The organism is Paraburkholderia sp. BL23I1N1, assembly GCF_003610295.1.
Classification (GTDB): Bacteria; Pseudomonadota; Gammaproteobacteria; order Burkholderiales; family Burkholderiaceae; genus Paraburkholderia.
Genome location: NZ_RAPV01000001.1, coordinates 1,733,426 through 1,753,323, shown reverse-complemented (window position 1 = coordinate 1,753,323; position 19,898 = coordinate 1,733,426). Strand labels below are relative to the sequence as shown.

13 protein-coding genes and 3 pseudogenes are annotated in these 19,898 nt (G+C 57.9%); 4 read left to right on the top strand and 12 right to left on the bottom strand.

Annotated elements, in window-relative coordinates; translation table 11 throughout:
* Window positions 1–43: 43 nt before the first annotated feature.
* From B0G76_RS08405 to B0G76_RS08375, 7 genes are all read right to left on the bottom strand, one after another.
* The gene (locus B0G76_RS08405) at window positions 44–1,072 is read right to left on the bottom strand and encodes a DUF1338 domain-containing protein (RefSeq protein WP_116140890.1); all 1,029 of its coding nucleotides are present in this window, start codon (window positions 1,070–1,072) and stop codon (window positions 44–46) included.
* Between the two features lie 106 nt (window positions 1,073–1,178).
* Window positions 1,179–2,612, bottom strand: a complete 1,434-nt coding sequence (locus tag B0G76_RS08400) for an NAD-dependent succinate-semialdehyde dehydrogenase (RefSeq protein WP_116140888.1) — start codon at window positions 2,610–2,612, stop codon at window positions 1,179–1,181.
* Between the two features lie 86 nt (window positions 2,613–2,698).
* Window positions 2,699–3,067 (bottom strand): cupin domain-containing protein, encoded by a 369-nt coding sequence (locus B0G76_RS08395; RefSeq protein WP_102630911.1) that lies wholly within the window; start codon window positions 3,065–3,067, stop codon window positions 2,699–2,701.
* A 188-nt stretch (window positions 3,068–3,255) separates the two neighbouring features.
* Window positions 3,256–3,858, bottom strand: a complete 603-nt coding sequence (locus B0G76_RS08390) for a nitroreductase family protein (protein WP_116140886.1) — start codon at window positions 3,856–3,858, stop codon at window positions 3,256–3,258.
* A 150-nt stretch (window positions 3,859–4,008) separates the two neighbouring features.
* Complete coding sequence (locus tag B0G76_RS08385; RefSeq protein ID WP_116140884.1) at window positions 4,009–4,926, bottom strand: LysR family transcriptional regulator; 918 nt, start codon at window positions 4,924–4,926, stop codon at window positions 4,009–4,011.
* A gap of 199 nt (window positions 4,927–5,125) precedes the next feature.
* Window positions 5,126–5,626 (bottom strand): flavin reductase family protein, encoded by a 501-nt coding sequence (locus B0G76_RS08380; RefSeq protein ID WP_116140882.1) that lies wholly within the window; start codon window positions 5,624–5,626, stop codon window positions 5,126–5,128.
* Between the two features lie 27 nt (window positions 5,627–5,653).
* Window positions 5,654–6,979 (bottom strand): LLM class flavin-dependent oxidoreductase, encoded by a 1,326-nt coding sequence (locus B0G76_RS08375; RefSeq protein WP_102631013.1) that lies wholly within the window; start codon window positions 6,977–6,979, stop codon window positions 5,654–5,656.
* 270 nt (window positions 6,980–7,249) lie between these two features.
* On the opposite strand from B0G76_RS08375, the gene B0G76_RS08370 reads away from it, so the two are divergent.
* From B0G76_RS08370 to B0G76_RS08360, 3 genes and pseudogenes are all read left to right on the top strand, one after another.
* Window positions 7,250–8,842, top strand: a complete 1,593-nt coding sequence (locus tag B0G76_RS08370) for an MFS transporter (RefSeq protein ID WP_244201161.1) — start codon at window positions 7,250–7,252, stop codon at window positions 8,840–8,842.
* Between the two features lie 17 nt (window positions 8,843–8,859).
* The gene (locus B0G76_RS08365; protein WP_116140880.1) at window positions 8,860–10,149 is read left to right on the top strand and encodes an FAD-binding oxidoreductase; all 1,290 of its coding nucleotides are present in this window, start codon (window positions 8,860–8,862) and stop codon (window positions 10,147–10,149) included.
* Window positions 10,150–10,265: 116 nt separating this feature from the next.
* Window positions 10,266–10,619 (top strand): annotated as a pseudogene (locus B0G76_RS08360) (transposase); the annotation flags it as partial.
* A gap of 277 nt (window positions 10,620–10,896) precedes the next feature.
* Here B0G76_RS08360 and B0G76_RS08355 read toward each other — a convergent pair.
* The 4 genes and pseudogenes from B0G76_RS08355 to B0G76_RS08340 form a co-directional block, all read right to left on the bottom strand.
* A pseudogene (locus B0G76_RS08355) lies at window positions 10,897–11,977 on the bottom strand (gamma-glutamyl-gamma-aminobutyrate hydrolase family protein).
* Between the two features lie 248 nt (window positions 11,978–12,225).
* The gene (locus B0G76_RS08350; RefSeq protein WP_116140878.1) at window positions 12,226–13,377 is read right to left on the bottom strand and encodes a porin; all 1,152 of its coding nucleotides are present in this window, start codon (window positions 13,375–13,377) and stop codon (window positions 12,226–12,228) included.
* A 449-nt stretch (window positions 13,378–13,826) separates the two neighbouring features.
* Entirely contained in the window at window positions 13,827–15,248 is a 1,422-nt protein-coding gene (locus B0G76_RS08345; RefSeq protein WP_116140876.1) for an amidohydrolase, read from the bottom strand.
* 67 nt (window positions 15,249–15,315) lie between these two features.
* Complete coding sequence (locus B0G76_RS08340; RefSeq protein ID WP_116140874.1) at window positions 15,316–16,644, bottom strand: MFS transporter; 1,329 nt, start codon at window positions 16,642–16,644, stop codon at window positions 15,316–15,318.
* Between the two features lie 302 nt (window positions 16,645–16,946).
* On the opposite strand from B0G76_RS08340, the pseudogene B0G76_RS08335 reads away from it, so the two are divergent.
* Window positions 16,947–17,230, top strand: a pseudogene (locus B0G76_RS08335) (IS3 family transposase); the annotation flags it as partial.
* 169 nt (window positions 17,231–17,399) lie between these two features.
* Here the strand turns inward: B0G76_RS08335 and B0G76_RS08330 are convergent.
* The gene (locus tag B0G76_RS08330; protein ID WP_102630903.1) at window positions 17,400–18,992 is read right to left on the bottom strand and encodes an FAD-dependent oxidoreductase; all 1,593 of its coding nucleotides are present in this window, start codon (window positions 18,990–18,992) and stop codon (window positions 17,400–17,402) included.
* Between the last annotated feature and the right edge of the window lie 906 nt (window positions 18,993–19,898).

Genomic DNA, 19,898 nt, shown 5'->3' with positions numbered 1-19,898 from the left:
CAGAAGGGGCAAGCTCCCCTGGAACGGTCTGGCTGATTTCACGTTACTTCGCTGCCTTGGCTGTCATCTTGAAGATACCGGTGGCGTTGCCCGCATCGAAGCGCAGGTCTACCTGCCAACCGCGCTTTGCCTGATCGAACTCACGCTTGCGCGTGATGAACTCATAGAACGAGCCCGGCACCTCTCGGGTAATCTCGTCGCCATCGGACGAACGGAAAGCGCGCCGCACTGTATCCGCCCTATAAGCCGTCTGGAACACGCGCCCAGAACGCGAACGTTCGACATCGGGCTTCATCGGACGACCCTTCGACTTCTCATCCTCCGAAAGGCTGAATACGTCCTCGACGCGATCTGTTGCATGATTGAAGGCATTCCCCTCAGTCGCGATCCATGCCATCTCCGCCGATTCAAGCAGCAACGTGTCGTAATCCGTCTCTCGTGGAATGGCGTGCTGGCGCGAGAATGCGCCGACGATGACGGGCAGCAACTGTTCCGCCGCGTCGCCGGGCAACGATCCGTCGCGCTCCAGGTCCGAAAGCTGTGAGATCGCGAGCGCCGTCAACGGATCTTTGGATGAAGCGACGACGTTCGTCACAGCCTGCTGGAACTCCTTCGAAAAACGCTCCGGGTGTAGCTCACTGACGAAGAACTGGGCGATCTCATCGGGTGCGTCCTCGTGCGCATACGCACGGCCGGTCATGCCGAGCTTGACGAGTGGATAGCGGCCGTTGAGCCTGAAGCCGAGCGGACGAAGAATCCTAGTGAACGCGGCCTCGCCGGGCGGCAGCGCGCCGTTGTGGGGCCAGCGCACCGTGCGCAGCGCTCCGTGATCGAAGAACACTGACCCGCCCTTCGCAATCGCTTCCTTCGTGTAGGTGCGGCCGTTTTCCGACCGCTGTAGAAGATCATCGAAGAGCGCCATATTCATCGCTTGCGCCAACTCGGCGCGGGTTACAGTGCCTTCTTCCCAGTCGTTGAGAATGGAGGGGAAATTGAGCGTGGAAAAAAGGACACGAGTCTTTTCTTCGCCAAGTAGGACATTGAGCAGTCTGGATACGTTTGCGTTGTGCATTGATCTATTCTCTTGAACCCGCCGCCGCCGCGGAGTACGTGTTTGATGGTTTGACTTGGCCCATGGCCTTACTTTCTGCGAAGGGATCCGGCCTCTACGTCGGTGATCAGCTTTTGATCGTGACGGCTTTGGTAACCAAATAAGGTTCCAACGCCTCAGGACCGCCTTCCGAACCGTAACCGGAATCCCCGACGCCGCCGAACGGCATTTCAGGCCACGGCGTAGCGCCCTGATTAATCCATAGCATTCCAACATTCAGGCGTTGCGAAAGCTGATGTACGCTCTTCACGCAATTCGTGAATGCGTATCCCGCAAGTCCATACGGAAGCCTGTTCGCTTCTGATATCGCTTCGTCGAGGGCATCGAATCCTCGTATCGCAGCGACAGGACCAAAAGGCTCCTCATTGAAGATCGCGGCGGTTAATGGCACGTCGGAAAGCACCGTAGGCGCGAAAAAATTGCCTCGATCGCCGATCTCGTTTCCACCCGTCAACAACGTGGCTCCAGACTCACGTGCGTTGCTCACGACCTCTTTCATGGCCGCCAAGCGACGCTTATTTGCCAACGGCCCTAGCGACGTGCTTTTTTCCAGACCGTCACCTATTTGCAACTGTTCGGCATACGCGACCATCGCAGCCTCGAACGACCCGCGCAAGCTGTTATGCACGAGGAATCGCGTGGGCGAAACGCAGACCTGTCCCGCGTTTCTGAATTTTGCGGCACCTAAAACTTTCGCAGCCTCCTCGACATCAGCGTCTGCAGCGATGATGACTGGCGCATGACCGCCCAGTTCCATCGTCGTCCGTTTCATATGTCGGCCGGCCAGACTGGCCAGCTGCTTGCCGATAGCCGTTGATCCTGTGAACGTGACCTTCCGAACTGCTGGATGGGAAACAAGAAACTCAGAAACTTCCGCAGGATTCCCGAAGACGAGACCTAAAACGCCCCGAGGAACGCCTGCGTCCGAAAATGCCCGAATAAGCGCCGCCGGCGAGGCGGGCGTCTCTTCCGGCGCTTTCACAATGAAAGAGCAGCCCGTGGTCAGCGCGGCCGACAGCTTTCGAGCGATCTGATTAACCGGAAAATTCCAGGGCGTAAAGGCTACGACCGGTCCGACCGGTTCCTTCAACACGAGTTGTTGAACATTCTGACTTCGCGACGGAACGACGCGTCCATAGACGCGCAAGCCTTCATCAGCGAACCATTCGATGATCTCCGACGCCGAGAAGACTTCCGCCCGCGCTTCAGCAAGCGGCTTTCCCTGCTCTTGCGTTAGGAGGGAAGCGATGGTCTCGACGCGCTCCCGCAGAAGCATTGCCGCGCCTCTCATTATCCTCGCTCTTTCAACCGCTGCGAAGTTGCGCCATTCAGCGAAGCCCGCTTCTGAAGCGGATGCAGCGCGTTCAAGGTCCTCCTTTGCCGCGCAGGCGACCACGCCAATCCTTTCGCCGGTCGAAGGGCTGATCACATTGATGGTCGCTCCATCAAGTGCGTCACACCAAGTTCCGTTAATGAAAAGCTTGGTATCTGAATAGGTCATTTAACTACCTTCCGTCATAATGCAGCTCAACGCGATTTTGCGAAGACGCTTCGCGAGTCAACTTGCGACGTCGTTGGTGACGCTTCTCAGGTGAGAAGAACGTATATCTTTCGAACTGCCTCGGTGACTCTCAAAGTTCCTGAGAAGCCGGCGGGGATAACGCCCGTGTCGCCCTTGGAGAATTCAGTCTGTGGTGTGGTTTCGCTCTCGAGCGAGAAGGTACCCTCCAGGACGTGGAAGATCTCGTTGCGGTTTGATGGATAGACGAACTTCCAGGCGCCAACCTCTGCCTCCCAGAAACCGACACCCGGACGTGATGGTTCAAAGTCCACCAAAGGACGGCTGATTCTCTTCGGCCTACCAGTGATTAGCATTTCGTCAGCGGGATAGCTCATATTCTCCTGCAGCTGAGTCGGGTCGATCTTACAAACCCGTTCGAAAGTCAACTGTTCCATAGCTTCTCCTAATAAAAAGCGCTGTTACGTTGCCGGTGTCATAGGGCAACGCGTAAGAGACGGCGCATGCGGGCCCTTCGGGCACCTTCGTGCTTAGCTGCTGACACCTGGTCTGCACGCCGCCGCACGCCAGCTCCCATAGCCCGACGAGCCCGCACGCGTGGTTGAAAATGGCGCTTCTAAAACAGTTATGTTCCGTCGACAAAACGTCCTTCCGCCGCCATGTCGACCAGTGGTCGACGGTCACTCGGCACCTCCTTTGGCTGGAGAAAATGCGGAAGTAGCGCAGCATCCCCAGCCCGGCCCACTGCTACGCAAGCTTCGATTGAAAAATCGTCTGGAATGCTCAGTTCGCTACGGATGTGGTCGCTGTTGATCCCTGCAAGAGCATGAGCGCCCCACCCTATAAGGCTAGCCTGCAACGCAAGAAACGCCCAGGCAGCTCCAGCGTCAAATGAATGCGTGGGCAACGATAGTTCCTCATCTTTTCCAGGTATCCGAAATGTCCGCTTTGACATAACCACAACGATCGCCGCGGCACGGACTGCCCACGAGCGGTTGAAGTCATTCAAAAACGAAAGAAACGAGTCCCAGTGATCCGTGTCCCGATGGACGCAAACAAACCGCCAAGGCTGAGAGTTATAAGAGGAAGGAGCCCAACGGGCGGCTTCGAGAATAGTGAGAACGGTACCCTCATCGATAGGATCCAATGTGAAGGCGCGAGGTGACCAGCGCTCGACGAACTGCGCATCGATTGGATAGCTAGGTATGCGAAGCGTTTTGATAGCCATAGTCAGAGCTCGATAACGATCTATTCGAAACCAAAAATAGACGCAACATTTGAGACGGATGTCTCTGGAGTCACGCCTGAGTCTTAACCTATTCAAGAAATCAATCGACACCGCCGGTGCCACCCCGGGGTTAGAAGAGTCTCTGCGGAGTCATACAGGAGGTCTGCAAGCTGCGGCCACCTCAGCGAACCATCGGTCACGACACTCCTTCATAAACAAAACAAATGTTCGCCCTACTTTCGACAACGGGCGAGACCTTGGGTATAGCAGTCCAACCCTGAAGGTAATGCAAGGGTCTACGAGACGAACATCGACCCGATCAAGGTATCCGTGAACACTGAATGGATCGATAAAACCGACACCCATTCCCAGTGCGGCCAACTCGCATGTTGAGTGGGAGAACGAGGTATCGACGCGCATGACACGGTGTACGTCTCGCGATTCGAAAAGGCGATCAACATGCGGCCGGGCTTGATAGTGCGCCGTGGTGGAAATAAACGTACGCCCTTCGAAATCCGTCGGTGAAAGCATCGACTTTTCCGCGAGCTGGTCCCCCTTCTTCATGACGACGTAGTAGGGAACATTACAGAATTCGTCTACTGAAAGGTCCTCGCGGTCGTAAGGTACTTCTGCAAGGCCAAGATCGATTCGTTCCGTCGCAATCCAGTCTTCCACCTTCGTGGAGCTTTGAACATCCAGTGAGATATCAACGTCTGGATGAGTTTCACAAAACCGGGCTATGACTGCCGGCAAAAAAGTTATTCCTAGGGCCGGCATGCATGCGATCGAGACGCTGCCTACGCGAAGTTTCCTCACATCAGCGGCAAGTTCCCCGATCTTTTGGTACGCACGGAATGTGTTCTCTACTTGCTCGTGGATCATCCTTCCTTCAGGCGTCGGCACCAGCCTGCCAGCAGCGCGGTTGAACAATGTCACGCCGAGCTCCTTTTCGAGCTCGGTGATCAAGCGACTCACCGATGGCTGAGACAGCCCCAGTAAGTCCGCAGCACCGTTTACAGTGCCGACCATCATAGTCGTGCGGAATGCTTCAAGTTGCCGGATGTTCATAGTTTCCCAGTTGATAGCCCACTTTCAACAGCCATCATCTATGTTTCGGACCAGCGTCGCAAGGATGTACCGACCACGGTGTTCTGACGGTCGGGCCTTCCTGGTGCTTCGCGGCTGGCACTACTCAATAAAGATTCGGTCACGATGAGCGATTACACTGGCCGACAATCCGTTCGACTTGAAGCACCGGCGTCCGCAGTCAAATAGTCAGAGGTGCGCTCCGTGCAAAACCGCGTTCGTGCCACAGAAGGCATCCCGCATCAGCGGTCTCATTAAATGCAATCTCTCTGATCACTCCAACGATGATGGAGTGGGTGAATCCGTCATGCTGATCACTGATTTCACAGTCCAATGCAACCGTTGCATCAGCCAGGACCGGTGCACCGGTCACGAGAGATGCCCATTGGTTGGAAGTGAAGCGGGCTTGCCCTTTAGTTTTGCGAAATGTGTCAACGACCCCGCAGTGCGCTGTCGAAAGGAGATTTACGGCAAAACTACCTGCCCTCAGGATCGCGTCGTGGGACGAAGCGCTCTTGTTCACGCAGACGATGACCGACGGCGGGTCGTCGGATAGACTGCATACCGATGTAGCGATGAGGCCGACCGGCTTTGCGTCGTGCATTGCGGTAATAACTGTAACGCCGGCAGCGAACAACGACATCGCCTGCTGGAAGTTAGCTCTTGAATCGATGGTTTGCATTTGGTCACCTGCCTGGACTATGACGGATCACGCAAGCTTGAAGATGCTGGGTTTGAGGCCAAGGTTCTCGCGCAGAGTTCGTCCTTCATAGCGATCCCTGAACAACCCGCGGCGGCGCAGTTCCGGGATGAGGAGATCACTAATGTCTTCCATGCCGCCCGGAAGGATGGCCGGGCAAAAATTGAAGCCGTCGGCGCCATCATTCTTGAACCACTCTTCCATCTCATCAACGATGTCGCTCGCAGTTCCAATCGCGAGGCGTACCCAGAAAGTCGATGCGACGCGCTGGTAGAGTTGCCGAATTGAGAGTTTCTCAGTACGAGCCATCTCCAAGAGGTTTGATGCGATGCTCCTGAGTTTCTGACCACCGATGTCCGGCACCGGCCCGTCAAGCGGATACCCAGACAGGTCGCCCAGTGCGTTATAGAGCGAGGCCAGACCACTCAGCGGGTGGATAAGCTCCTGAAGCTGGTCGAACCTGTCTTGCGCCTCTTGCCTGGTCTTACCTACGAACGGTGTAATGCCCGGCATGATTAGCAACTCTTCGGGCTCGCGACCATACTTCGCAAGCCGCGCCTTAAGATCGCCGTAGTAATCTTGCGCATGTTTCAGGTCGTGCGAGTTACTGTAAACCACATCCGCGCATCTAGCAGCAAGTTCACGTCCGGCCTCGGAAGCTCCGGCCTGCACGATGATCGGCTCTCCCTGCGGTGTGCGCGCCGAATTCAGTGGACCCCGCACCTGGAAGTGCTTGCCCTTGTGATCAGGAACGTGCAACTTGTCTTCGTGGTAGAAAAGTCCGCTTTCCTTGTCTCGGACGAACGCGTCATCCTCCCAGCTTCGCCAAAGGGATTTGACGACATCGACGAACTCGTCGGCTCGTTCGTACCGGTCCTCATAAGCAAGGTTCTCGTTCCTGTTGAAGTTTTGAGCTTCCTCATCTGACCATGATGTGACGACATTCCATCCGGCGCGGCCACCGCTGATGTGATCGATCGAAGCGTATTTGCGCGCGATGTGAAATGGTTCATTGTACGTGGTCGAAGCGGTTGCCACCAGGCCGATATTTGACGTCGTCGCGCCCAATGCGGCGAGGAGTGTGATCGGTTCCAACTCAGCATTCCGCATGTCACGCGCAAGAGATCCTTTCGGATTGTCATTGGCGCGGATCCCAAGACCGTCAGCAAAGAAAACCATGTCGAGATGCGCTGCTTCCGCCTTGCGGGCCGTGCTCAGGAAGTACTCGAAACTGAGCGCGCCGTCCGCGGGCACGTCCGGATGCCTCCAGGCGGCCACGTGATAGCCGAGATATCGCATCGAGAGGCCGAGCCTCATTTTTCCGTCTTTGGTCATTGCAAGCGCTCCCATTCGTGGACTGTTCCGCCCGAAACATGGCGGTATGGGTGAATATTCGCGCTTCACCGTCCGATAAACAATGTCGCCAAAAGCGGCCGACTATTTGAAAAGTGGATAAGGGTATCCCCCTATTCTTCGGGTAAAGGCTAGACGGATGCGGTGTACTGCCTGCAACGCAGCCCTGCATCTCCGGCGGTCTGTGCAGTGCGCACCGGTAGCCGCGCTTATCGACATCGACGTTGGAGATCGACGGCCAAGAAATGCTCGGTGCGCGAGGCAATGAGTTTGCCGAGTGAAGTCTGTCCGTATCCGGGGAAACCCTCTATACGAATTTCAAATACCAGACCCTTTTTGACAGCATTGTGTCGTTCACGTCGACGGCACACCATCCTACTCATGCCACCCGTGCATGGCCCGGCGGCGCAACGAATAACCACCGCAACTGAAAGACATCGATTTCGGCGGCGAATGCCAAGAAGCGATGTCTCTCTCTGCCGCTGCTGTCGCGACGCGACGCGCGGCGATACACCCGTTGGGCTGCTCGCCAGCACCGACTGCAAAGGAAACAAGATGCCGAACAGAGCCAACACCCTTGACCCCATCGTCTGCCCGAAGCCAGCAACGAGTTGGATGCGCGATGTTATCGCCGCAAACTTTGGCACATTTTTCGAATGGTTCGACCTGCTCGTCTACGCAATGTTCGCAATCACTGTGTCGAAGCTATTTTTTCCGACCGGCGACGAACAATCGGCGCTGTTGCTTAGTCTGCTCACTTTCGCAAGCTCATTCCTCATCCGTCCGGTCGGTGCGATCATCCTGGGCGTGGTCGCCGACAAACATGGCCGGCGTTTCACGTTAAGCCTCACGGCGTTTCTGATGCTGTGCGGCACTGCCTCGATCACACTTGTGCCCACATACGACAAGATCGGCGTGTTCGCGCCGGTAATTCTAGTCGCGGGACGCCTGCTCCAAGGCTTCTCAGCAGGCGGCGAATTTGGAGCGGCCAATTCATTTTTGACCGAACAGGATGCGAAGCGCAGGGGGTTTTTCGGAAGCCTGCAATGGTCGACGTCAGGTCTCGCCGTACTGGTGGCGTCGCTCTTCGCCTACTGCGTGAATCGTTATCTGTCGCCGCAACAGGTCGAATCGTGGGGCTGGCGTCTGCCATTCGCCTTTGGCTGTCTGATAGGACCGATTGGTCTCTATATCCGACGAAAGGTGAACGAGACGGTGGCGTTCGCGCAGGCAAGTGCAGCGGTTCGCAAGCCGTTGCGCGAAACGGCGCAATCCCATATGTCGAGCGTGCTCATGGGGGCGGTCATTTCAGGCGCCGGTGGCCTCGCTAGCTTTATGAACATCTACATGCCGACGTTCGCAATTCATAATCTGGGAGTCAGCAAGGACGCAGCCTTCCTGTCGTCGACGCTCAGCGGCCTCGTATCCGTCGTTTTCCCGATAATCGGCGGCATCGCAGCGGACCGGCTCGGCACCGTCAAGGTGATGCGTGCCGCGCTACTGTGCGGCATGGTGCTCATCCTGCCGCTCTTTTACATGCTCACGCGTGCGCCGAGCACCGCAACGTTGATCACATTCCAGTGCACCCTTTCACTGGTGTTCTACAGCTTCTACTACGCGCCGGTCGGCTCGTTGCTCTCACAACTGTTTCCTACGTCCTGCCGTACCACCGGCTCGTCGCTCGCCTACGTAATCGCGATGACGCTGTTCGGCGGACTCACGCCTGTCGTGACCAACCTTCTCGTGAAATTGACGGGCAGCATCATGTCGCCGGCCTATTACCTGATAGTGATTTCGACTCTGGCGCTCGTGGCTCTGATCGCCAGCCGCAAGCGCGTCAACTGACATATCTCCGAGCTAACATGCTGCCCATTCAAGAAATCACATTGAAACCCGAATTGCCCAAGCAGGTCTCCGTCGCAATTATTGGCGGCGGAATCATTGGAATCAGTTGCGCGCTTGCGCTGGCGCGCAAAGGTGTCGACGTCGCGGTGTTCGAAAAAGGCGCGATCGGTTGCGAACAGTCTTCACGCAACTGGGGCTGGGTGCGCTCCATCGGACGCGACATTAAGGAACTGCAACTGTCTGTCCTCGCTAACGAATTGTGGCAGTCAATCCAGTCGCAAATCGACGTGGGCTACCGGATGACGGGACTCGCATATCTTGCGAAAGACGAGTCGGAGATGGCGCTGCATCAAAAATGGATCGATGCATCCGGCGCCAGCGGTGTCCGCGTCAGCCTTCTCGCCAAGGCCGAACTCGCGAAGATTCTCCCACAGTCGAGCCGCACGTGGGCTGGGGCGTTGTATAGCCCAAGCGACGGCGTCGCCGAGCCCGCGATGGCCACACGCGGCATCGCAGAACTTGCACGCGCGAACGGCGCATCCATCTTCGAGCACTGCGCGGTGCGCGGCATCGACGTGTCCGCGGGTCGCGTGTCGGGTGTCGTGACCGAGCACGGCGTCGTGAAATGCGCCGACGTGGTACTGGCAGGCGGTGCGTGGTCGCGGCTTTTCTGCGGCAATCATGCAATTGAGTTTCCGCAGCTCAAGGTCCATGCGTCAGTGCTGCAAACCGCTCCTATCGACGCGAAACTGGACGTCGCGATCAACGGAGGCGACTTCACATGCCGCAAACGCGCCGACGGCGGGTACACCGTGTCGAAACTCGGCGCCTCGGTCGCCGATCTCACGCCCGACAGTATCCGCCTGAGCACGAAATTCTTGCGCGCGTGGCTCAACGAGCGCAAGTATCTGCGACTGCGTCTTGGACGCCCCTTTTTCGATGAGCTTAAAATTCCACGCCGCTTCAGCCTTGACAGCCCGACGCCATTCGAAACGTACCGCGTGCTGGATCCTGAGGCGAACAACGGAATGCTCAACGACGCAATGGATTGCCTGAAGCAGACCTTTCCGTCGTTCGCCAATGCGTCGATCGTACGCAAGTGGGCCGGCATGATTGACGTCACGCCCGATGCGCTGCCGGTTATCTCGAAGGTCGAGCAGATACCGGGTTTCTATCTCGGTTCCGGCTTTTCAGGCCATGGCTTCGGCATAGGACCGGCCGCAGGCGCTGTGCTCGCCGATCTGGTGACAGGCGATCGCACACAGGTCGGCATCGAAGACTTCGCCCTAAGCCGTTTTTGCTCGTAGGGATGGAGGTTCCTCCTTTGACGGCGGGACCCATAGCTCGCACGGCTATATACATCCGCCACCGAGACGCCTTCGAGCCCAATGGAGCTCGGTGTGCGCTCAGCGGAGCGGCGGAAATGCTTGGGTGCGGGTTCGAGACCCGACGCAAACGCACGCGACGCAACGAGTTTCTTGACACGATGAACACGATCGTTCCGTGGGCCGAACTGTGTGCGCGGTAGTCGAACTGTATTACCGGAAACGCGAGGTCGCCCGCCGATTCGTTCGGAGCCGATGCTGTGGATTCTCTTCGTGCAGCGCTGCTTCAATCTGGCCGAGCTCGCTTGCAAAGAGGCCCTGTATGACACCACCAGCCTGCGTCGCTTTGTGGGCATTGATCTGGGCTGGGAAGCCGTACCGGATGTGACAACGCCGTCAAGTCCGACGCCTGCTTGAAGCACCAACTCTGCGAACGGCTCTTCGCCGAGGTACGGGGAGTGTATCGACGCCACTGCCGTTGTCCGCGCGGTGCCGGCACCGCAGGACGGGCCGGGCCACCCGCGTCCGTGCACACGGCCAACACCGACGACACGTCATATATCGCGCGGCGTGCAGCAACGACCTTTCGGAAGATTGCGTCGGACTCCGGCGGTCGAGTCGGAGACAGCCGGAGATCGTAAAAAGCAGCGTCCCCCGGGTTCACCCCCTAGGGTGCTGCGATTCCCGATAACCCTTCACCGCCTGCGAGACGGGTAGCTCAGACACGCGTCACAGCCTCATATCGCGCGCCGCAAGCAAAAACGTATCGAGCAGCGGCACGCAGTCGAGCAACTCAGGGCCGCCTGCGCGGTGGAACTCCGGGTGCCACTGCACGCCGACGACGAACGCCGCGCGCCTATAGCGGATTCCTTCGATGATCCCGTCGTCGGACGACACGGCCTCGATGTTAAGATCGCGACCGAGCTCACGGATCGCCTGACGGTGGATCGAGTTCGCGATCACTTCCCTGCGCCCCGGCAACATGCTCGCCAGCGACGAGCGTTCCGGAAAGCGGATCGCATACCGGTGCTGGCTGTAGCGCTCACTCACGTGCGCGTTCGCGGTCGGCACCTCGGTCGCGATGTCCTGATACAGCGATCCGCCGAATGCGACGTTGATGAGTTGACAACCGCGGCACACACCGAGCACCGGCTTGCCCGACTCTACGAACTCGTGCAGCACTCGAGCGCGTACATGTCGTGCACCCGATCGCCCGGCCATTCCGGCCGTGCGTCGGATGCGGCGTAGGTTTGCGGCGACACGTCCGCGCCGCCTTGCAGCAGCCCATTGAGATGCTTCGCGTAGTCGCGCAGCCGGATGTTGCTCGGATGCAGCGTCCCTTGGTGCCCGACGGTCGGGATCATGAACACGAGGACGTCGCGCGACATCACACGGTGCGCAATCGATTCCTCCACATACTGCAGAGTCTTACCACGCAACCCCGGCGCGCCGGGCTTCGGATGGAAGATCCGTGCTGACACGCCGATGCGCAGCGTGCGCTGCGAGCTTCGCTGGCCAGCACGATCGAACACGCGCCGAGCGCGCGCCGCAATGATCCGGCCGAGCGCCGACCATCGCCTGTCGCTACGACGCAGGTACGTGCTGGTGCCGCCGACGCCGCGCCGGCCGGCGGTGGCCGCAATGATTCGAAATCCGGCTGCGCCCCGAAGCCCGGCGGCATGCTCGCCTTGGCCGCGGCGGCGGCCCCCGATCTGGCGAATAGCGCGGCGGCGGGTGATCCGGCGTTGGGCGGCGAAGTAGCCGAATCGGTAGTTGAACCGGCCGACGAAGCATCGGGGGCAGTAGCCAATGAATCTTCGGCGTCGGGTGCAACCGGCGCGGCGAAGTCGCCACCTGTCGCACACCGGCGTCAGTGGCATCGTGCGCGGGCACGGTCTGGACCGGTGATGCGGCGGACAAAGGCGTGGTATCGCTCATGACGAGGGTCTGGCTCGTCCTTTACGGGAATAAAGAGACCAGAGATATATATCTTTCAAAAGTACCACAGGTAGACGGAGCGCCGTCCACCCGTGGAGCATTGTTCTGCATCTTTGGATGTCAGAATCGGTGACGCATACCGACAACCACCAGTGTCTGGGAGTTACCGTTTCCAGTCAGCCCATATGAACCGACCGACGCGACTGCATCAACGAGCCCTCCTGCGGCCGTCCGCTGCGTTCCGCTCGCATGCTGGTAAGCGGCAACCGCGTAGAAGTCCGTGCGCTTCGACAAGGCGTAGGTAGCGCCCGCCGTCACCTGGTTATACGTTGCAGACGTGTCACCTCCAGCGCGGGTGTAGATGTATCCGAGTCCGCCGAGGACACTGGGACTAATCTGATAGAGGGCATACACTTTTCCCGAATTGAAGTGCTGCTGCGATTTGAACGTCGACTGCGCGTCCGCGTTAAACGCCGCGTAGCTATACACAGCTCCGAGCGTCAGCGCAGAAAGCTGATAGCGGGCCGCTGCATGCGCTATTCCGATCGTCGCAGCAGTTTGATAGCCGTTGCTGATGGGTCCGTCAAAGATCGAATCCATCGTACCACTCCACGTGGTCCGAAGCTGTCCCGAGGCGGCCGCGGTATTACTTCCATGAAGATAGCCTGCCGCGATGCTCAATGCTCCGCCAGTGTAACTGGCTGCCGCAGAGTAGGTATTTCCTGACCCAGGCTGTCCAGCCACACCATTCAGTGCGTACAGTCCTTCAAACTGGATACCTCCAAACAAGGGGCTAACGTATTTGATTGCGTTCGAGATGCGCGCACTGTTGTCGTTGTTATCGACGTCTCCGGGAGTTGTGGCTGGAGATCCGAAGACGCTTTCGAGTGTCAACCCTTGAACCTTGTCAACCACCGGATCATACTGCCGCCCCAGCTTAAGAGTACCGACACTGGCGCTCGTGATACCGACCCACGACTGCCGGCCAAATTCGCGCCCACCTTGACCAAATGCGCCGGTGCCGACATTAAAACCATTTTCAATCTGAAAAATTGCCGCCAACCCACCACCCAGGTCTTCTACGCCTTTCAACCCCCATCGATCACCATTGAGATTACCGTTCATCATCGCATAGCGGCTGCCTTGATTGGTGTTGACGTAGCCAAAACCTGCGTCAATCAAACCGTACAAGGTAACGCTCGATTGCGCATGAGCCACGCCGACGAGTGCGGTTGACGCCAACACAATAGCAGCAGACTTTTTCTTGTGCATTTGATCTCCATCGATCATTGAAGAATGACTGTGCAGACTGCGACACAGTGACATTTTTTTATATGTTGTACTAAGTTAATAATCTTCGACCAATCCCCCCGATACCCATTTGAATTTGAACTGACACGGTCGACAGCGCGTCCGAATCAAGGTGACTTCGCCGCAACCACGTTACGGCTGGATCGCATCAAGGTCGAGCGTCGCTAACAGTCGTTGATCCATACAACGACGCCTGTTCCTGCGAACAACCCGCGACCCTGGTCGGCGCGCAGACACCGGTGCCGTATCAGCGACGTTCGTCCCCCCACTCCGGAAGCCGAGCCGACGCATGGTAGACAGCTCGCCTCCAAGGAAGGAGCGTCAGACGCGGCGCGGCATCGGGGGGCCTAGCGAAGAGCACTCCCGCACTGTGATTCGCCAGGCCGTCCGGGACTGCGACGGACTCCTTCTCAGTCGGCCTGTTGCGGCAAGCGGGGGCCCAGTTCGGGGGGCATCAGGCAGGTGAATGGGTCAAGTGCGCTTCGCCGCTGGAACTCATCCTTGACGGCCGTGCGGAGCCTATCGTCCGTCAAGACGTCCGCTCCGGTTGCCGCCATGACCTTCGCAGCATAGGCCAAACCCTTGCGCGCCGGATCCGAATTGCTCTGGGCGGTCCATTGCCAAGTGTGGGACGGCGGGCCAATGACATGGGTCGCCGCCAGAAGCTGCACTGTTGGCACCGTGCGACTCACATCACCAACGTCCGTCGATCCCATGACCGGCTCAGTGACGTCGCGCAACGGCCAGACTTCGTCACACAGCACCGTGTGCTCGCGCGGCGCGAGCTGCCACAACTCGTAGGAAGCAGCGATCGCTTTCGCCGAACAGGACGCCTGATAAGGCGCCGCGATTGCGCGGTCACGTTTGTCGAAGCCAGTAGGCCCCAACTTCGTCAAATTGGCGTGGAGCGCTTCTTCCAAGGGACGATTGCGAAGCAAGCTTGCGACCGCAGCGTGCACGTCTTCGCTCACCTCGGTCTCTGTCATCAACGCTGCGCCTTTGGCTACCTTGCGGACCCGTTCGGCTAGTTCGACCAATTCCGTCTGTTGGGCGGCGCGGATCGAATAACGTACCGTAGCGTGGCTCTGCACGACATTCGGCGCGATGCCGCCTGCATCGATGATGGCATAGTGTATGCGGGCATGGCTCGACATGTGCTCGCGCATATAGTTGACGCCGACGTTCATGAGTTCGACGGCGTCCAGCGCGCTGCGGCCGAGATGCGGCGTAGCTGCAGCATGGGCGGTGCGCCCCGTAAAGCTGAAGTCGATTCCGAGAGTGGCGAGAGAGCCAGAGTCCCATACCATGTTAAAAAAGGCTGGATGCCACGTGATGGCGGCGTCGACGTCGTCGAAGGTGCCTGCGCGCGCCATAAAAGCCTTGCCCGCTCCACCCTCCTCTGCTGGACAGCCGTAGTAACGCACGCGGCCTTTCAATCCGTTAGCCGCGAGATAGTCCTTCACGGCCGTCGCCGCCAAGAGAGCCGCGGCGCCAAGAAGGTTGTGCCCACACCCGTGTCCGTGTCCGTCCTTTTCGACCGGCGAGAACTCGGCCAGTCCGGCCGCCTGGCTCAGTCCGGGGAGCGCGTCGTATTCGCCCAGGAACGCGATGATGGGTCCGCCTTCGCCGGCCTCGCCCATAACGGCGGTCGGAATGCCGGCGACATTCCGGACAATACGAAACCCCTCCTGCTCCAGCATCGCCACATGCTGGGTAACCGATCTGAACTCGTTATAGGACAGTTCCGGCGTTGCCCATACCTTGTCACTGAGCACGAAGAAGTCTTCCTTTTTTCCTTCGACGAGGTTCCAGATTTCTTCCGCGACTGCCATTGATATGCCTCTCTGCATCAGTTGAAAATAGGTTTGAAACTCTAGTCTTCCGAGGGACAGGCCGCCTTCAATCCAACACAATTCCATTCGCGTGACCGAACCGGTCAAGACCTTTTGGAAAGGCCATGATGGCAAAAAGCATGACCGCGCTTGCCATAACCGCATAGAACGCTGGAGAAGCGGGATTGCCGGTGTGTTTCAGCAACCAGGTGACGACAACCTGTGCGGTGCCACCGAAGATAGTGATCGGAACGGCATAAGTGACACTGAGGCCAAGAGATCGTATGCGCGCCGGCAACGCTTCGCCGATTAGCATCAGCACCGAGGGTCCCGCCACGGCGGGCATGGCACTCATCAATACGGTGGCGATGAGCAGGGTCGGCACGCTCTGCGCGAGAATGAGAAGGTGGTATGCCGGGTAGATGCCCACGAGCAGGACCGTGTATGGAAGCGCCACTATGAACCGGACGTTATAGCGATCACAGAGCCACCCACCAAGCAGACCAAACACGATCAGCGACGCACCCAACACTATCGCCGAAAGCATGCCGATATGAGGTGGCATCTTCAGTACAGCGATGGAATATGTGGTCATGTAGATCGCCACGTAGAAAACCGCGGTGCTGGCTCCGAGCATGGCCATGCCGGGCAAGATCGCACGGCGATGCTGCCACAAATCGCGCCAGGGGGTGGCCGTGGTATTCGCGCCATGGCTACGCCCATCGAAGGTTTCGGGCATCTGTTTGCGTAGGTAGAGCGCGACCGGGACTAGTAGGAGCCCGAGGGCGAACGCTAATCGCCATCCCCAACTCTGCATGTTCTCCGGCGCCAGTAGCGACGTGAACGTGACACCGACGATCCCTGCGGCGAAGCTCGAAATGCCCTGGCTGGCGGTCGACCAGCTCGTATAGAAACCGCGTCGTCCTTCGGGGGCTGCTTCCATGAGGAATGCCACAGCCGGCCCAACTTCGCCGCCCAAGCCGAACCCTTGGATGAGCCGGCTAACGACCACGATGATCGGAGCAGCGACGCCGATGGTAGCCCGGTCGGGAGTCAGGGCCAGTCCCATAGTGCCGACAATGATCAGCGCGATGGTAAGGAGCAGGGCCGGCTTGCGTCCGAGGTGGTCGCCGAGCCGGCCGATGAGCAGTGCACCTAGAGGGCGAGTCACGAAACCCACCCCAAAAACTGCGACCGAAGCAAGAATTCCTGTCAGTCCGTCCAAGGATGGAAAGAAAGCCCGTGCTGCGTAGACCGCGAAGAACGAGTAGATCCCAAAATCATAGAACTCAAGAGCGTTGCCCGCGATCGCCGCAACAACCGCTCTCGTAGGCACTCGTCGTTCCGATTGCGCGAATCGCGAGTGTGGCGGCCGGCGCTCATCAAGCACAGTCATCTTCTGTCTCCATTGGGCGAATTCTTCGTTCGCGGTTCGTGATTCGTGATTCGTTGCTGTCCGCCACTAACGAATGCAGTGGCATCGATAGAAGTCTGCCTCGCTGATGTGAACGACACAATCCGGCCAAAATAGGTCAGGTATTTGAAACCCGTATAGGGTGCGCCTCGATACCGATTCTGGATCGACACGCCAGCATCCGATGCTTCACTAGGGTAGACTTGATACGTCCTTTGAAGTAATTCTCACAAAAGACCGTACCGACATTCGAACTGGCGAGCCACGTGAACACATCAGACGGAGCGTGTCACTACGTCAGCATTCAATACAGCCAACGACTGACTGAGGCTGGAATCGACCCGTCGGTCAGAAGCCGGCCGACGAGCGTGACAACGCGCTGCCTGAACCGATGAACGGCATCTACAAGACGGAACTGTTTCATCGCCGCGCCCCTTGGAAAACGAGGGAATCCGTCGAATAGGCAACGCTGGAATGTGTGAGCTGGCAAAACCATCATCGTCTGATGGAATCGCTCGGCTATCTCCCGCACGCTGGGGCTGAAGCAAGCTATTACAGGCAAGTCTGACGTGCCTGCATGTAGTTAAACCAACCAGCCTGCGGTTCAGCTCGCTTGCACGCATCCGCAACACAGCGATGATCGGACTCTTGGATCGGAGCGACAATGACTGTGCGTGGAAAGCACATTCAGCGGATCCTCACATCGGCCACACAAACGGCTGTTAGCTTACTCAAAGCTATCCGGAATCATCTCCGTCTTTCCCGGCAATCGTACTCGTGAATGAGTCTTGTGAAGAACGTCGTCCGAAAAGCCTCTCACATTCGATTTTGAACGCCTCGATCTCTCGCCACTTCTCCGCAGAGGACAGGCCGCGCTCCGTCGCTAGCACGGACGCTGCTTGATCGATCTCAGCCTCGCTGAATTGATGCCGCCAACCAAGTCCGGTGCGCCGAAAAAGAAGATCCATGAGGGTCACGGCATGTTCTTTCTGTATGCCATGCTGGAGATCTGAAAGTCGTGTTGACAGTCCCGATACCAATGCGGGTGAACTGTCGCTTGCGGGCGGCTGCTTTGGCGCATAGTCTGGTCGTTGCCGTCGGTGCTGGGGTCTTAGCCGCTTTGCAACCGCCTTAGCCAAGAGGCGGCCGGCCGAACGATGGCTCAACACGGGCCCGGCGGTCATCGCGAGTACATTTGGCATACCGTCCTCAGTAAGGTCGTGGAGTTGCCGGGAACGATTCCCGAAAGGAACGGCTTTGTCATACGTCAGCGGCCTGACGCCTGCCCAGGTCAGCCGAACCTCCTTCTCCGAAAGCCCTATGCCTGGCATAAGACGGTTAGCTTCTTTGAGCAGCCAGGCCTGTTCCTCGTTAGTGACATGGATGTCCTCTTTGTTTCCCTCGTAGAGGGTCTCTGTCGGCCCGAAATAATGCAGGTCGTGCCAGGGAATACAGTAAAACGGTTCGCGCTTACTGTTCAGCGTTGCGACGCCGTAACCGGCGCAGGAGTTCGGGAGCTTGACAACAATATGCGTTCCCTTGGTCCCGAGCACGCGGCGTTTAGCGTTTGGCTCAGGCGTGGCGTTGACCTCGTCGATCCAAATGCCTGCTAGGTTAAGCACGATAGAAGCACTGACTTCTACGGTCGCACCGTCCAATTGATCCCTAAGCACGACTGGCCAGACGCCGCCGTCGCGACGCCGTCCGAGCGTGGCCAGGGTGTAATTGCGAACGACCGCCCCCATGCGTTCCGCGTCGAGGATACAATCCATGCATACTCGCTCGGGCCAGTCGAACTCGTACTCACGATACACCGCGACTGAATGGATACGGTCAAGATCACGCAATTCGTTCATCAGCGGCATATTACGCGCTTCGGCACCAGAGATACGGTGGTAATCAAGAGGCGGGTTGCGAGGACCGAGCAGTTTCAGAATAAGGAATGCAATATCCACTTGCCAGGCGCGATAGGGACCTTCCTGATAAATCGGGAAGGCGAACTGGAGCGGTCGAGTGCGCAACGATGACGTCTCGACGAACTCGGCCCGCGCCTCCATCGCTTGTTTCGCCATTTTCATCGCTGTCATAAAGCGCGTGGGATGCACAACAAAGTCCCAGATCGAACGACCTGGCGCCAAATAGCGCAGACCACAATGCAAAAGACGACTGGAGCGACTCGAAGTCCCCGAACCGAAGTCACCTTTATCGACGAGAAGGACGCTGTGACCCTGCCCAATGATTTCCTGGGCGGCGGCGGCGCCGTTAATGCCTCCGCCAATAATGACAACGTCGAAGGTCTCGTGGTCGAGAAATTTAAGCGGTGGTCGCACGACTTCTCTCCTTAGTCGCTCGTTAAACGCATGCATCACCCCAGCCGACCTCCCTTCTTAAATGGCGAGATACGATTGGCGAGATGGCTGCGTCGCGCCCGCAATCGCGGACAAACTTCTCAGTAAGTTCATCGGCAGTGACACGGCTACGAGACGGCAACGGCGAAATGATCGTCAGCCGTGAACGCAGGGCTCTGGCGCTAACGGAATTTCGCATTGAACCTTATGGATGGAATGGTAGGCCGTGGATACATTTGAAACAATGTAGCCAATAACGGTTAGCTATTTGCAAAACAGATAGGCTTGGCCGCGCATCGTCAGCGACGACGCGCCTCCGGCGCAGTACGCGCCAGCGTGGTATCAACCGTGTGAGACGTCCGGGGTCGGTGTCCGGTTCAACTGCGCGACTTGGTCGAGCATGATCTTGCTCGGCAGGCCCAGCAGAGGTTTTCCTATCCGCCCTTTCAGCGCGACGATTGATCAATATGGCTTGTCCTCGCGTTGCGAGTGGCATGGAGTTTTTCACGTTTTGCCGGAACCGATGAGATGATGAACGGTGGCGCATAGCGCAGAATCGACCGCATTCCTATGCCGTAGATCCGTGCGCAAGCGCGAGCATCATCGCACAACGTGCTGACGAAATTTAGCAGGACACGTGCGGGGAGTAAGAGGTCCAAAGACGACCGAAAGCATATCGCGGTTTGATACCGACTTCTATGAGCTTCAAGTTGTCAAGGCGGTTTTCACGTTTCGTTAGCGCACAGCCGTCTCTTCTGCATTCCTTTGTTTTGAAGCCGATCATCGCGCACGTAAGACTCCAACGTCTTACCACCTTCTATCCGCCGGCGCGTCACCGCCAGCCTTATCCTGATGCGCGTTACGCTGGAAACCATCCCCAGGAACATG

Bases quoted from the DNA above. Each gene is read 5' to 3' on its own strand.
- B0G76_RS08405 (WP_116140890.1), bottom strand. From the start codon at position 1,072: ATGCACAACGCAAACGTATCCAGACTGCTCAATGTCCTACTTGGCGAA.
- B0G76_RS08400 (WP_116140888.1), bottom strand. From the start codon at position 2,612: ATGACCTATTCAGATACCAAGCTTTTCATTAACGGAACTTGGTGTGAC.
- B0G76_RS08395 (WP_102630911.1), bottom strand. From the start codon at position 3,067: ATGGAACAGTTGACTTTCGAACGGGTTTGTAAGATCGACCCGACTCAG.
- B0G76_RS08390 (WP_116140886.1), bottom strand. From the start codon at position 3,858: ATGGCTATCAAAACGCTTCGCATACCTAGCTATCCAATCGATGCGCAG.
- B0G76_RS08385 (WP_116140884.1), bottom strand. From the start codon at position 4,926: ATGAACATCCGGCAACTTGAAGCATTCCGCACGACTATGATGGTCGGC.
- B0G76_RS08380 (WP_116140882.1), bottom strand. From the start codon at position 5,626: ATGCAAACCATCGATTCAAGAGCTAACTTCCAGCAGGCGATGTCGTTG.
- B0G76_RS08375 (WP_102631013.1), bottom strand. From the start codon at position 6,979: ATGACCAAAGACGGAAAAATGAGGCTCGGCCTCTCGATGCGATATCTC.
- B0G76_RS08365 (WP_116140880.1), top strand. From the start codon at position 8,860: ATGCTGCCCATTCAAGAAATCACATTGAAACCCGAATTGCCCAAGCAG.
- B0G76_RS08350 (WP_116140878.1), bottom strand. From the start codon at position 13,377: ATGCACAAGAAAAAGTCTGCTGCTATTGTGTTGGCGTCAACCGCACTC.
- B0G76_RS08345 (WP_116140876.1), bottom strand. From the start codon at position 15,248: ATGGCAGTCGCGGAAGAAATCTGGAACCTCGTCGAAGGAAAAAAGGAA.
- B0G76_RS08340 (WP_116140874.1), bottom strand. From the start codon at position 16,644: ATGACTGTGCTTGATGAGCGCCGGCCGCCACACTCGCGATTCGCGCAA.